Annotated in this window: 10 protein-coding genes; 5 read left to right on the forward strand and 5 right to left on the reverse strand. The window is 45.5% G+C overall.

What is annotated here, in order from left to right:
• Positions 1-148: 148 nt before the first annotated feature.
• Entirely contained in the window at positions 149-1,618 is a 1,470-nt protein-coding gene (locus ACYVGR_RS34815) for a M48 family metalloprotease (RefSeq protein ID WP_460965098.1), read from the forward strand.
• 184 nt (positions 1,619-1,802) lie between these two features.
• Here the strand turns inward: ACYVGR_RS34815 and ACYVGR_RS34820 are convergent, their stop codons facing one another.
• The 3 genes from ACYVGR_RS34820 to ACYVGR_RS34830 form a co-directional block, all read right to left on the reverse strand.
• Positions 1,803-4,463, reverse strand: coding sequence for an ABC transporter permease (locus ACYVGR_RS34820; protein ID WP_460965100.1), 2,661 nt, complete (start codon positions 4,461-4,463; stop codon positions 1,803-1,805).
• Positions 4,460-4,795, reverse strand: a complete 336-nt coding sequence (locus ACYVGR_RS34825) for a PadR family transcriptional regulator (protein ID WP_460965101.1) — start codon at positions 4,793-4,795, stop codon at positions 4,460-4,462. The genes ACYVGR_RS34820 and ACYVGR_RS34825 overlap by 4 nt, the downstream gene beginning before the upstream one ends.
• 185 nt (positions 4,796-4,980) lie before the next feature.
• Positions 4,981-6,066, reverse strand: a complete 1,086-nt coding sequence (locus tag ACYVGR_RS34830; protein WP_460965103.1) for a tetratricopeptide repeat protein — start codon at positions 6,064-6,066, stop codon at positions 4,981-4,983.
• Positions 6,067-6,094: 28 nt separating this feature from the next.
• Between ACYVGR_RS34830 and ACYVGR_RS34835 the strand changes: the two genes are divergently transcribed.
• The 3 genes from ACYVGR_RS34835 (at position 6,095) to tkt (ending at position 9,344) form a co-directional block, all read left to right on the forward strand.
• A complete protein-coding gene (locus ACYVGR_RS34835) occupies positions 6,095-6,343 on the forward strand; it encodes a hypothetical protein (RefSeq protein ID WP_460965105.1) in 249 nt (82 codons plus the stop codon).
• A 146-nt stretch (positions 6,344-6,489) separates the two neighbouring features.
• Positions 6,490-7,062 carry an NADPH-dependent FMN reductase gene (locus tag ACYVGR_RS34840; RefSeq protein WP_460965107.1) on the forward strand — a complete coding sequence of 191 codons (573 nt, stop codon included), beginning with the start codon at positions 6,490-6,492 and terminating at the stop codon, positions 7,060-7,062.
• 236 nt (positions 7,063-7,298) lie between these two features.
• Complete coding sequence (tkt, locus tag ACYVGR_RS34845) at positions 7,299-9,344, forward strand: transketolase (RefSeq protein ID WP_460965109.1); 2,046 nt, start codon at positions 7,299-7,301, stop codon at positions 9,342-9,344.
• 87 nt (positions 9,345-9,431) lie between these two features.
• Here the strand turns inward: tkt and ACYVGR_RS34850 are convergent, their stop codons facing one another.
• Both ACYVGR_RS34850 and ACYVGR_RS34855 read right to left on the reverse strand, forming a co-directional pair.
• Positions 9,432-10,340 carry a hypothetical protein gene (locus ACYVGR_RS34850; RefSeq protein ID WP_460965111.1) on the reverse strand — a complete coding sequence of 303 codons (909 nt, stop codon included), beginning with the start codon at positions 10,338-10,340 and terminating at the stop codon, positions 9,432-9,434.
• Positions 10,341-10,425: 85 nt separating this feature from the next.
• Positions 10,426-11,829 (reverse strand): Dyp-type peroxidase, encoded by a 1,404-nt coding sequence (locus tag ACYVGR_RS34855; RefSeq protein WP_460965113.1) that lies wholly within the window; start codon positions 11,827-11,829, stop codon positions 10,426-10,428.
• 378 nt (positions 11,830-12,207) lie between these two features.
• Between ACYVGR_RS34855 and ACYVGR_RS34860 the strand changes: the two genes are divergently transcribed.
• Positions 12,208-14,157 carry a tetratricopeptide repeat-containing sensor histidine kinase gene (locus tag ACYVGR_RS34860; protein WP_460965115.1) on the forward strand — a complete coding sequence of 650 codons (1,950 nt, stop codon included), beginning with the start codon at positions 12,208-12,210 and terminating at the stop codon, positions 14,155-14,157.
• Positions 14,158-14,161 lie beyond the last annotated feature (4 nt).

Genomic DNA, 14,161 nt, shown 5'->3' on the forward strand with positions numbered 1-14,161 from the left:
TGCATTCTCGGTCATTTTCCTGCGAAAAATCAATCGAAAACGGAAAGTTTAAACAGCTTCTACATTAAACAAATAATCGGTAATTGAGTGTTTATACTGGTAAATTTTTTTGGCTGAAAAAGGCTTTACACGTTTTATTGCTCCTACCATGTATACACGCGCTTACTTCAGACTTCTTATCCTTGTCACAACACCTCTACTTGTTTTGGCCTGCGCCCGTAATCCAGTGACCGGTAAGCGCGAAATTAACCTTATGTCGACCGAGCAGGAAATTGCCATAGGTAAAGAATCACATCCGTCTGTTGTTGCCACCATGGGCCTCTATGAAGATAAAAATCTTCAGGCTTTTATGAACCAGAAAGGAAAAGCAATGGCCAGCATTTCGCATCGGCCCGACCTTCCTTATCAGTTCTACATTGTTGATTCGCCCATCGTCAATGCCTTTGCCGTACCAGGGGGCTACGTTTATTTCACGCGTGGTATTTTGGCCCACTTTAATAATGAAGCTGAATTTTCCGGGGTACTGGGTCACGAAATCGGTCATATTACGGCCAAGCATGCCGCCCGCTCGCAGAAAAGTCAGTTGCTCAGTACAATTGCCCTCATTGGTGGAGCCGTGCTAGCCCCTCAGGCTGTCGGGCAAAATATCGAAACGCTTCAGCAAGGACTGGGTCTTTTATCGCTTAAATACAGCCGTGACCACGAGTCAGAGTCAGACAAGCTCGGCGTCGAATATTCCAGTAAAATTGGCTACGATGCCCGCCAGATGGGTGATTTTTTCGAGACACTCAAACGCATTTCCGACCGATCCGGACAGGCTATACCCCAGTTTATGTCGACTCACCCCGATCCGGGTAATCGCTTTACGCGCGTGCATGAACTGGCCAAAGATTATCAAGCCAAAAATCCAGCATCCTACCAGGTAAATCGCGATCAATACCTACGGTTGATTGACGGCATTATGTATGGTGAAGATCCTAAGCAGGGTTTTGTTGAAAACAACTATTTCTATCACCCTGAACTACGTTTTCAATTTCCAGTACCGGCCGGCTGGCAGTCGCAAAACTCACCTAGCCAGTTTCAGATGGCCGCTAAAGATGGGAAAGCCGCGATGATTCTGATGCTGGCCAAAGGAAATTCACTGGATGAAGCGGCCCAGAATTTGGTGAAAGAATTGAGCCTGAACGTATTGGAGAACGGGAAAACAACCATAAACGGCAATCCGGCCTATGTCCTTATTTCCCGTCAGCAACAACAACAGCAACAAGGTCAACAACAGGATCCCAAATCGGCTCTCCAGATCGGCACCTGGCTGATTCAGTATAACAGTGCCATCTATGCCCTGCATGGGCTAGCGACCAACGCCGACTTTACGGCTAATTTCAGCACATTCAAGCAGGTGGCCGAAAATTTTCGCTCGCTCAGTGACCCCGATAAACTCAATCGCAAGGCTGAACGAATCGTGGTAAAATCGACGCCACGTGATGGGTCATTTCGTGACGTGGTAACCCAGTTAGGGATGCCTGCTAATCGGGTAGAAGAGGCTGGTATCTTAAATGGGTTAAAAGCGGACGACCGGGTTACAAGAGGCACGTTGATCAAGATCATTAGTCGATAGAACGTTGCCGCTTCAGCCTGTTGTAGTCGGCGGCCCGGTCACAAATCAAATTGACAATCTCACATTTTAGCTGAGTTTGTGACTGGGCCGCCCGAACGGACTTTTATTAGATCAACAGATTTACTTTTGATGATAATTGGGTGACGAATGAACGATTTGCCCTTTTTGTTTGGCTATGCCCATTCTACTCTGTCCGTAACGCCTTTACCGGATTCATCAGCGCAGCTTTCACGCTACGGAAGCTCACCGTTAGCAGGGCAACCAATACCGTAATCAGAATGGCCAGGACAAAAATACCTGCCCCAAGCTCAATCCGATACACGAAATTATTCAGCCAGTTGCCCATGACCCACCACGCTAACGGAGCTGCCAGCAGAAATGCAATCAACAATAGGCGAGAAAATTCTTTCCCAAATAGCCAAAGTATACTGGTCGTACTCGCACCTAATACCTTGCGCACTCCGATTTCCTTCGTTTTCTGAGCGGCCATAAACGATACCAATCCATATAGACCCAGACAACCGACAAAAATGGCAATGGCCGCAAACGCCTGAATGAGCCGCAACAACATGGTATCGAGCTTATAGAATCGCTCAATATCCTCATCCAGAAAGCGGTAAGTGTAAATGGATGATGGATACATGGCCGTCCAGGCCTTTTCAAAACCAGCCAGGGTTGTTCGCAGGTTTGCCGGATTTACTTTTACCCCACAGCTGTTATAAAGCTCCCCCCAGGTTGTGAGACATAATGGCTCAACAGCAACCCGAAACGATTTAAAGTGAAAATCCTTCATCACGCCAACGATTGTTCCCAATCGACCATCGATTGTCGCCGATTTGCCGATTGCATCCTGATTGGAGCCTAACCCAAGGGATTTCACAGCGGTTTCATTGACTAAATATTCCCGAACCGTATCGGACGGATTCAGGTTACGACCGGCTAGAATGGGTATATTGAAGGTCGGGATGTACTGATGATCCGCCGATTTACGCGCAATGTTAAAGGTTTCGTTTTTCGGGCGGGAGTCGAAGCGAATAACAGTGCTTGCCAGGAATTCGGTTGCGGGAGGGGTATCGAAAAACGTTACATTTTCAACACCGGCCATTTCCGAAAACTGCGCTCTAAGTGTACTGATGTTGGCCTTTTTATTGTCGGGTATTGGAAGAATGATGGTGGCATCTTTTCGAAAGCCCATGTCGGCCTGTTGCGAATAGCGCAACTGACTGGTAATGATCAGCGTGCCAATAATGAGCAACTGCGAGATGGCAAACTGCGCAACAACGAGTCCCTTTCGCAGAGAAAAGCCGCCAACTGCACGTTGAGAAAGTTTTCCTTTCAGTGCCAATACGGGCTGAAAACGGGCCAGAATCAAACCAGGATATGCCCCCGAACAAAAAATCACTATCAGTAACAGACCGGCTAAAAAGGCGAGTAGCTGCGTATCGGCTAACGGATTGAGTACTAGCTGTATCTCGAACCACTGATTCACAAACGGCAGCAGCAGATAGGCCAATGCCAACGCGATAATCATAGCCAATCCGGCAATAAGCGCTGTCTCTGTAATAAATTGCCAGAACAGCGCTCCCCGCTCACTTCCCAGCGCCTTCCGAACCCCGATCTCTTTGGAGCGTCCCAACGCCTGCGCCGTTGCCAGGTTAATGAAATTCACGCAAGCCGTCACGATCAGAAATAAGCCGATCAGCGCAAACGTCCAGAGGTTCTTTTTCTCGGTATATCCCCTCAGTTTCGGATTAAAATGAACATCAGAAAGCGGCTGTAATTTGAAATGAAACAGTTTCGCATTCGTTTTATCATAGTATTTATTAGTAATCGCCGGAAGAATTTTCGCATCGACTACCTCTGCCGATACATCCGGTTTGAGCCGGATAAAACACTGCATCTCTTTATTGAAACCAAGCCACCAATCCTTTTCGACCAGCCAGGGACTATGCTCCTGCAAATTGTCGTATGGTAGGTAGATCTCCGAACGAAAGTCTGTAGTAGCTGGCAGGTCCTTAAGAACGCCGGTCACCTTAACAACCAATGACTGATCAATGTGGAGGATCTGGCCAATGGGGTCTTTATCGCCAAAATATTGTTTCGCAACACGCTCCGTAATCAGGGCGGTATTTAAATCCTGTAACGCGGTTTTGGGATTGCCTTGCTGTAGTGGAAAATTAAAAATGTCGAGGAATTCCGAGTCGGCAAACGCGACATCCTGCTCAAACTTTTTCTCGGGCGATAGGGACACGACTCGTTTTTTCAAAAAGGCAACACGACCAACCTTTTCCGCGACACTATACCCCTTTCGAAAAGCCTCCCCCATCGGATTCGGAACGCCCGTGCTATAGGTTACCTTATCGGTATGAAGCTCGGTATAAATCCGATAGATCCGATCCTGGTTGGCATGGAAGGTGTCAAAACTCAGATGGTAATTGACCAACGTAAAGATCAGAATAGTACAGGCAATCCCCAGACTTAGGCTCACGACATTGATTAGCGTGTAGGATTTGTGCCGATTTAGTTTTCTCCAGGCGATTCGAACATAATTACTTAACATAGTCATTGGGTTTGGTGGCGAATAATGAGTTGATTGCGGGTAAAAAGGGGCTACCTGAGGCTGGCGACGCCAGAGCCGGGGGTGCAACAGCAGCAGCATGTCGAGCACATAAAGTAGTTGGGCTGCTATGTGTCCATGTTTCTGGCTTCTCGTCTGGAACAATTCGTACATATCCCCCAACACTTCGTTCCGAAGGTGCGGAGCCGTAATGCGTGTCATGAGCCATTCAGCCCAGCGTGGCGGTTCAGGTTGTTGGCCCGACCGGGTTTTATTTTTTCGATTCATGACTGATGATCAAAAGCGGTTTTCGGAATACCGTCCCATAACTCATTTCGAATACGCCGGGCTTCCCGCAACGCTTGTTCACCCGTCATGGTTACGGTGAACAGGCGTTTACTCCGCCCCCCCCGTTCAGCAATTGGCTCACTAAAACGGGAGTTAACGAGCCCTTTCTCTTCTAATCGCTGCAAGGTTCGATGAACGACGCCTAAGCTCATAGGCCGCTCTAAACGCTCACTTAATTCTTCCAGAACGGCTACGCCGTAGGCATCATCGTAGAGCCGGGCAATCGTCAGCAGAACGATCTCTTCAAACTCACCAAGTTGGGTACCTTTCATCTGTTAGTATACCTTTTTACCGAAGCAACGTTTATCTTTCCTCTTTGCATAGCAAATAAAAGGCCAATAGCCGTAAAAGGGCTACATGCCTAAGAAAGGCCCATTTTTATACGTTTCATGGCTTATTAGCGTCCGAAAACGGACGGGAAGCTGTCCAGATCTGGACGGCTAGTGAAGGGGCTCTCCTACCGACAACGACTGGCTCGTTCCCGACGGGCCTGCTCATCGTTGATCGATTCGCCCCGTTGCCAGGCTTCGCAGGCTTTCGCTTTGTTCCCTAAGGCAAATTCAGTGGTCCCGATGGAGTAATAAAGCGCATCGACAGAAGCATCCAGCTTTTCGGCGGCTCGGAATTCGTCCAGCGCTTTAGCAGCTTGCCGCTGACCTAGCCAATAGAGTCCTAAAGTGTAGTGCGCCCAGGCATTCTGATTATCTCGTTGCAACGACTCTTCGACCAGCGGAAGGGCCTCAGCCGGACGATTTAGCCTAATCAGTAAATAGGCTTTGTTGTTCAGGTAATAGGGTTGACGCGGCTGCCGGGCCAATGCCTGTTCCACATAGGTCAGCGCTTCGGTATAGTTTCCGGCATGTGCCAGTAATAAACTCTGGTTGTTGAGAGCCGCATCCTGATTGGGGTTTAGTTTCAGGGCCTGACGGATATCGGCTTCGGCTGTTTTGTAGTCTTTCTGGCTGTAAAACAGTGCTCCACGATTGGTTAGGGCCTCTACGTTATCGGGCTTGAGTTGCAGGGCAAGATCGTATGCCGTTTGCGCCTGGGCTACTTTATTGAGTCGAACGTAGGTATCGCCCAACCGGGTCTGGTAAAACGTAGAATCCTGGTATTGTTTCTCAATGCGTTCAAGATCGCTTAAACTGCCCGCAGCATCGCCCATTTCCAGCTTTACTTCTGCCCGGTTGAAATAAGCCGTTCCAAAATCCCGATCAGCATCCAGTGCCCGGTTATAATCAGCCAATGCCCCCTCCCGATCATCGTTCCGGAATTTAGCCAGCCCCCGATTATTGTACGCATCCGCAAAATCGGGCTTCTTGGCAATAGCCTCCGAATAGTACCGGATCGCTTCTTTGTATTCGCGCTTCTGGAGCTGCAAATTCCCTTTCAAAAAAAACTGAGCCGCTTCATCCGAATCGTTGACGCAGCCTACAATGATGAATGATGAATGATGAATGATAAATACCCAGACAAACAGACGGCGAATCAAGTTGCTTACCTTTGTAAAACCATAATCGAGTATCCAAAAATTAGTCATCATTCATCATTTATTATTCATCACTCTCCACGTGCGTTTCGTTCAGGATATCCCAAACCCGCAATTCCGCATTGGCCTTTACGCCTGGAATAGCAAATATATTGTCAAAATCGAAGCCGGTCCTTATGAGCAGACCTACAAAGTCAGCGAAATGGACCTTATTGACCCGGCCGCCGTTCCAGACCTGCTTGATCAGGAGTTTCTGACAAAGGTAAGCCAACGGTTCCAGGATATGGATGCCGACTGGCAGGCTACAGGCGATCGTAATAACGCATTTTAAGGACTGACACAGCCTTTTAAGCCTAATTTCCGTCGTTTTCGTGGTTTCCTTTAGGTAACTTGCTCGCTTGAGGGGCCTCCCATGTCTACTTTTGTGACATGAGTGAGTCCGGTTGGGAGTTACTCCATTTTTATAGCCAACACAAGATGTACAAACTAAAAATCATTTCGTCTACCGTTCGGCCGGGTCGGAAAGGGCCACTTGTTGCCCAATGGATTGCCGAAGAAGCCAAAAAGCAAGGAAGCTTCGAGGTTGAAGTGCTCGACTTAGGGGAGATCGCGCTACCGCTTATGAACGAAGCCGTTCACCCCATTATGAAACAGTACGAGCACGACCACACCAAACAGTGGAGTGCTAAAATAGAGGAAGCCGACGCTTTTATCTTCGTAACTGCCGAATACGATTATAGCTACCCTGCATCCTTAAAAAATGCCTTAGAATACCTGGTTCACGAATGGGCTTACAAACCGTCGGGTATTGTGAGTTACTCGGCCGGGCCATTTGCGGGTGTCAGAGCAGTCATCAGCCTGAAAGGCGATTTGATCAGTTTGCGCAATGTAGCCTTAGCCGAAGGTGTCACCATTCCGCTGGTCAATGGGCTTATTAATGAAGATGGTGTATTTACCCCTACCGATCAGCTAACTTCCTCAGCTACACAGATGCTCCATCAGTTGGTGCGCTGGACCAAAGGCATGAAAGCAATCAAGGACGATAAGTAACAGTTTAGATGCTGTCGCTTCTTTAGATTCTATTGATTCTGGTCATCAACACGATAGCAGCGCCAGAATCAATAGAATCTAAAAAATCAATAGAATCCAAATTGGTCTACCCCTAGAAAATCACTCGTTTTTTCAATCCTTCCGGGCAGTTCGCGAGTTAGTTAATAAACAGTCTATCAGGCGGAGCTTATATCCGTTCACCCAGGCTATCGTTTATCATCTGATTCGCGTTCGTTATGACAAACAATTCGGTTGACCTCGACCAACTTAGCATCAATACAATCCGACTATTGTCGGTCGATGCTGTTCAGAAAGCAAATTCCGGTCACCCTGGCTTGCCGCTGGGAGCCGCTCCAATGGCCTATGTACTCTGGTCCCGCTTTTTGCGTTTCAATCCGAAAGATCCCCATTGGCCTGATCGGGATCGATTCGTCTTATCGGCGGGGCACGGCTCTGCCCTACTCTACAGCCTGTTGCACCTTTACGGTTATGACCTTTCCCTCAATGATCTGAAACATTTTCGGCAGATTCATTCCAAAACCCCTGGTCACCCAGAGTCGAATCTGACACCTGGTGTTGAAGTAACTACCGGGCCGCTCGGTCAGGGTTTCGCCAACGGGGTCGGTATGGCTATGGCCGAGGCCTTCCTGGCCGCTACCTACAATCAGGACGGTCATTCGGTCGTGGATCATTATACATATGCCATTGTCAGCGATGGCGATTTGATGGAAGGGATCGCATCGGAAGCCGCGTCATTAGCAGGCCATCTGAAACTCGGCAAGCTCATTTACCTCTACGACGACAACCTGATTTCGCTGGACGGTCCTACTGATCTGGCGTTTACCGAAGACCGAATGGCTCGATTTGATGCCTATGGCTGGCACACCCAACACGTATCGGATGGCAATAACCTCGATGCCATTGAGGTTGCCATTCGACTCGCTCAGGCCGAAACCGAACGTCCATCCATTATTGCTGTGCGTACTATTATTGGCTACGGAAGCCCATTGGCCGGAACCAGTAAAGCGCACGGTAGTCCGTTGGGCGAAGAAAATGTCCGAAAAACGAAAGAATTCTTTGGCTGGGACCCTGATAAATCGTTCGTGATTCCCAACGAAGTGAAAGAGTACCTGCTCGAGACTGGAAACCGGGGGGGCGATTTACAAGCTGATTGGGAGAAACGATTCAAGGACTATAAGAAAACGTTTTCCGACCAGGCCGACTACTTCAGCCGATCTTTTTCGGGCAAGCTCCCTACCGATTGGGAAGCTGATCTGCCTCAGTTTGCCCCTGAAGACGGCCCATTGGCCACCCGACAGGCAGCTGGCAAAGCGCTGGAAGCCCTGAAAAAGCGGGTTCCGTACATTTTCGGTGGTTCGGCTGATCTGGCTTCGTCAAACGAGATGCCCACTAAGGGCGATGTAAGCTTTCAGCCGGGTCATTACGAAAATTCAAATATCTGGTTTGGCGTGCGCGAACATGCTATGGGAGCGGCCCTCAACGGCATGGCACAACACGGGGGTATTCACCCTTACGGTGGTACTTTCCTGAATTTCTCCGATTACATGCGTGGCGCCATTCGACTAACCGCACTGGCCGAATCGGCCGTAACATTCGTCTTTACCCACGATAGCATCGGCTTGGGCGAAGATGGCCCAACACACCAACCGGTTGAGCAATACGTTGCCTTACGCGCCATTCCGAACATCATTGTTCTGCGCCCTGCCGATGCCAACGAAACAGTCGAAGCCTGGCGGGTGGCTATGAAACAACGGAAAACGCCGGTGCTACTGCTCCTCTCCCGACAAAAATTACCCGTAATTGACCAGACCAAATACGGTTCGGCACGGGGTGTAGAAAAAGGAGCCTATATCCTCAGCGAATGTGAAGGTGTTCCTCAACTTATTCTACTAGCTACAGGGTCAGAAGTATCGCTCGTGATGGAAGCCCAGCAAGAGCTAAAAAAACAGGGTATTCGGGCTCGGGTGGTTAGTATGCCCTCCTGGGAATTGTTCGAACAGCAGGATATCACCTACCAGCATCAGGTATTACCCCCTGCTATCCGCAAACGATTGGCCGTTGAAGTAGGCTCGCCGATAGGCTGGCACAAATACGTTACCGACGAAGGCACTACCATTAGTATGAACCGCTTTGGTCTATCAGGACCAGCGGAAGAAGTTATGGCCTACTTTGGCTTCACGGTCGAAAACGTGGTCAAGCAGGCAAAAGCGGTGCTAAAAGGGCAACCAAAGGATATGGAGAAGAAAGAGGTTTTGTCTTGACGGGTGTAGCGCGTTGACTATTTTACCCCCATTATTCCGACTGGTTCATGAACCAGTCGGAATAATGGGGGTAAAATAGTGGTACAGTTAGCGATTTAAAAAACTATGACGAAAATTAAGACGGATTAAGGGAATAGCGAAATCATTGTTATTTACGAAGCTACTTATTCCATTACTCTGAAAAATAAAACCAAGATCAAGTGCTAGCACATTACTTTTATCATCTTCACCCGAAAGGTTCAATTGGCTCCTAATGCCACCAGTAAAGAAAAGAAAATCTCGATCATGTGTTTTCATACTTTCTAGAAATGTATCCCGACTAGTCAGAACACTACTTAGATTAATGTTCCCATAAATACTAGTATATGTTTTAGGAAAAACTAATTCAGCTCCTATATTTATGAGGGAATTAAGCATTGTAAAATCTTTTTTAATTGACAATGAATCATAATCTTTTTTGAAAGATTTATCTAAAAAAGAGGTACTAAAAGTAAAACCAACAAAAGCCTTATCATAATCTTTTGTTTTAACATTGCAAGTTGCAAACGTGTAATTTATCCCATATGTACTAAATTCCGGAATAAAGAAATTGGCTTTGTATTCATTTTGATCCAATGAAGCCAAGTTAGGCATCGCAAAGAGCTCTACTTTTGAATACCACCTTGCAGTACTATTTGAGTTACTTCGGCCAACACGGTCAGCAAGGATTTGAATATTGGGAACAACTTTCCTTCCATTAAACGTAAAGTTACCTAGCCCCTTCATTGCTATATCTTCGTTAGTAGTCTTCTCTACATCCTCACTTATTTCTTTTTTAAATTCTTCGTCTATTGTACCGTCTTTAGCTTTCTCTTGACGTATTGCCATATCTATTTTTTTAGGCAATTCTTTTTTCTTCTCTTCTAGGCTGTAGTTCCCTCTTTTAATTTCAAGCATTTGGCACTTAGAAGTATGCCAAATAAAAAACACCATTAGTGTTAAAATTAACGTTTTCATATTATTTTTAAAGTATCGTGTGGATTTTTGATTAAAAACCAATTTTCACTTATCTCTTTATAAGATAGGGTAAAATCAGTCTATTTTATAAAGTTTTCAAAAAACTCAAGCTCGGTGTAAAAAAATACTCTCCTCCTTTAGTCGTAACAAAATCCCTAAATACAATTGGGTTACTAACAGCTGGTAAGCCCCACTGTATAGGTATTTTTTTAACTGTTGTATTGCCTCCCTGACCAATAATCCCATCCTGACCAACCAGACGGCCAATAACATCATTAGGCTTCCCAATATCACCATCATTAGCCCACCTACTTTGTATAAATTCAAACTGCTTTTCGATGCTACTTTGATAAGCCTGAAAAAGCAAACCAACACCTCCAGTCGGTTGATCATCCTCAAGATTAAACTCGTCGCGGCCAATGTCGTTATAAGGAATACCTCTTCTGGTAAGCCGAATACTTTTCACAAACTCCTTCGATACATGTATATCTGTACGCGGATTTACCACTCTGATGTGCGCATGAAACGGGCATTTTAATCCATTAATATCATCGCTATAATCAAAATCATTCACCAGTTGGTCAGCCTGTGAAATTCCTTTTTCGATACTATTATTTACTACCTCAGAACCATCTTCAAATCTACCCACCAACATAGCCCCCGCTAACTCATCATTTTCGTATCCGTTAGTATCTTTCACTACCGGAAGTTGATTCTCGGCATGCTTAAATGCCTTTACGTTTTGTTCTAATTTTCTAAAAACTAAATAGCTACCAAATGAATCTGCTATATCTGTTCCTGTATCTTCAACTAGAAGTGTGCTGAGTAATGCACCATTATCATCCCATTGGGTAGCGGGCAAATCAGTATTTTCTAAAAAACTGGGCTGGCTCACACCATCTGCATAACCAAAATGTTCAATACCAATACCGCTTTTATTTCTTAAAATTTTCCCTTTTTGAACATGAGTTATTACACTAAATGAATTGATCTCGCGTAGAATCTGATCTTTATCATCTGATGCTGTTGATACATTACTATCGGCAACAATTATTAAGGCATCAATAGAGTTTTGGAAAGGTATATCCCAATATTCTGGGGTATCTTTCAACAAGTATTTACTCCCTTTGATCCCTTGAAGAAATGAATTATCCGAAGAGGGGATTTTTACATCCTCAATTCCCAAATTGGTATATCCTGAATAAGATAGTGAAATGTTTCGAAAAATTCCGCCGTTAAATTCTGCATTTGCATTCCTTTTCTCGGAATCTCCTAATTGTTTTATAGCAGAAGTTATTCGAGTTTCAGCGAACGATTTAATCCAGGATTTAGCATCATCCGCTTTCTCTGGAATAAATTGAACAAAGATGTGGTAGGCATGAGTGCGGCCATGGTGTTTTAAAATATTCCCTTGGAGGTTTTCCAACAAGGCTTTAAATCTGGGGTCTTTCGTTGAAACATTCGTTTCAGTTAATAAAAGATTTTTCATAGAGTTAACAGCGCTTTGTGTTGTACTAAAATCATGAACAGGCTTTATCAAGATGTAGGAAACAGACCCATATTTGACTCGTTACTGATTGAAAACGTATTTTAAAATGGTGTGAATAGTATTTAATAAATTTCCCTTGGAGCGAGTAGCATCGACCTTGTCTATTGCATTCGAGTGCGGTGTTACAATATCCGTATGATCAACTAATTCGTCGTTTGAACAGCTCAAAGGTATATACGTCACGTCCGCCCGCAAATCCCTGATTATGATGATTTTGTATCCTAGAATTAAAGGATATTGTCGTTGATAAGCTATTTTATAGTCTCTGGTTTGGAAATAAAGACCGGCTATGTATGTTTGTCGAAAACCCACCGACCCATGAAAAAACGGCTATTTTGCTTATGCTTATTAGTACAAGTACAGATAGGGCTTGCTCAGTCAAATCGGATTGATAGCTTAAGACGAGAATTGGGGCGCTTGCAGAAGCGACCAACGGGATACACGACCGACACACTCCGTTGCCAAACCCTTAAGGCGGTCATGCGCACTTATGCCGACAAGAACATTGACTCAGCCATGTATTTTAACACGCTGATGATTCGGCTCTGTATCGATTCTAAACTGGACAAAGAACTTATCTATGCCTATCAGTTTGCAGGGTATCTTTTCCAGGTTAGAGGAGATTATGACCAAACGGTACGGTTTAATTACAAAGCCCTGCACCTGGCAGAAAAACTAAATCAATACACACGAATGGCGAGGTCACTTGGCGCATTGGCGCACGCCTATACCAGCCTCAAACAATATACGAAGGCTACAGGACTTTGCCGGCAAGGGTTAGAAGTGCTTCGTAATCATCCTGATGCAACCATTCATTTGTCGATTCTGAATGTTTTTGGAGCCATTTATAGAGGGCAAGCTAGATTTTCGGATGCGCTGAAAGTCAATCAGGAGATGTATAAAATGGCCCAAACTAACCATGTCCGATTTTATGAAGCTCAGGGGCTGCATACCATTGGATGGGATTACATGGAAATGGAAGATCTCACCAAACCCCTTGATTATTTTACTAAAGCGCTGGCCTTATCGCGGGAAATCGGGAGTGCCGATTTAGAAGAAAGTATTCTCATTCATATTGGTGATTTCTATACCAGGCAGAAAAAATGGTCGAAAGCATTAACGTATTATGGACAGTCCAAACAAACGGCTAAGCAATTAAAAAATAGCAGCCTGGTTGCCGAGACTAACGAAAAGCTTTATAAAATTTTTAAGCAGACAGGCGAGTTTGACAAGGCCCTGAAAGCCCACGAAGATTTTGTTTTCCTGAAAGACAGTCTGGCGAATCATACCAATGAGCAACGGATCGAGACATTACAGGCCCAATACGATAGCAACCAGAAAGAGAATCGATTGCAAGTGCAACAACTGAAGCTGGACCAACTGGCATTAGCACGCAACGTATTGTTTTCAGGAATTGTAGGAATCCTGCTCATTGCAGCTTTGCTGTTATGGAACAATCGGCGATTACAAGTCAAAAATCAGGAAATCGACCAGCAGCGGGCCTTATTGGAAACCGCCCGGAAACAACTCGCCGACATCAATAAAACCCTGGAAGCCCGCGTAGAAGAACGGACAGCAGAACTCGTCACGGCCAACCGGGAACTGATTCAAACAAATGAGAAAATAAAAGCGGCTCTCTTCAAAGGACAAACAATTGAACGGAAACGAGTGGCACTTGAGCTGCATGATAATTTGAGTAGTTTGCTCAGTGCTGTAAATATGAGCATCCAGTCGATCAATCCACAGAACCTATCAGAATCTGAGCAATCAGTCTATCGAAATCTTAGACACCTCATTCAAAATGCGTATGCAGAAGTTCGAAATATTTCGCACAATATCCTCCCTGCCGAACTTGAACGCGAAGGGCTTGCGACAACACTAACGACACTGGTCGATCGACTGAACCAAAATTTGCCCTTGCAATTTTCTCTTACCATTAGTGGCTTACAAGAGCGACTGCCTGTCGAAATCGAGTTTAATGTATATAGTATTGTGTTCGAATTAATCAATAATGCTATCAAGCATGCAAAAGCAACTACCGTTGGTATTAGTCTGTTCCGAACCGACTTAGGTATCAATCTATCCGTTACAGACGATGGTATAGGACTGATTCAATCTTCAGGCAAACAAGGTGTTGGCCTGCAAAATATCCAGACCCGTTTAGAATCGCTGGGAGGAACGTTCAATACCTTGCTAGCGATAGAGAAAGGCACTCGGATACTTATAAAAATCCCCATTGAGACGGTTCGTTTCAATGGGGACGAGTAGATAG

The sequence above is a fragment of the Spirosoma litoris genome, from assembly GCF_054776755.1.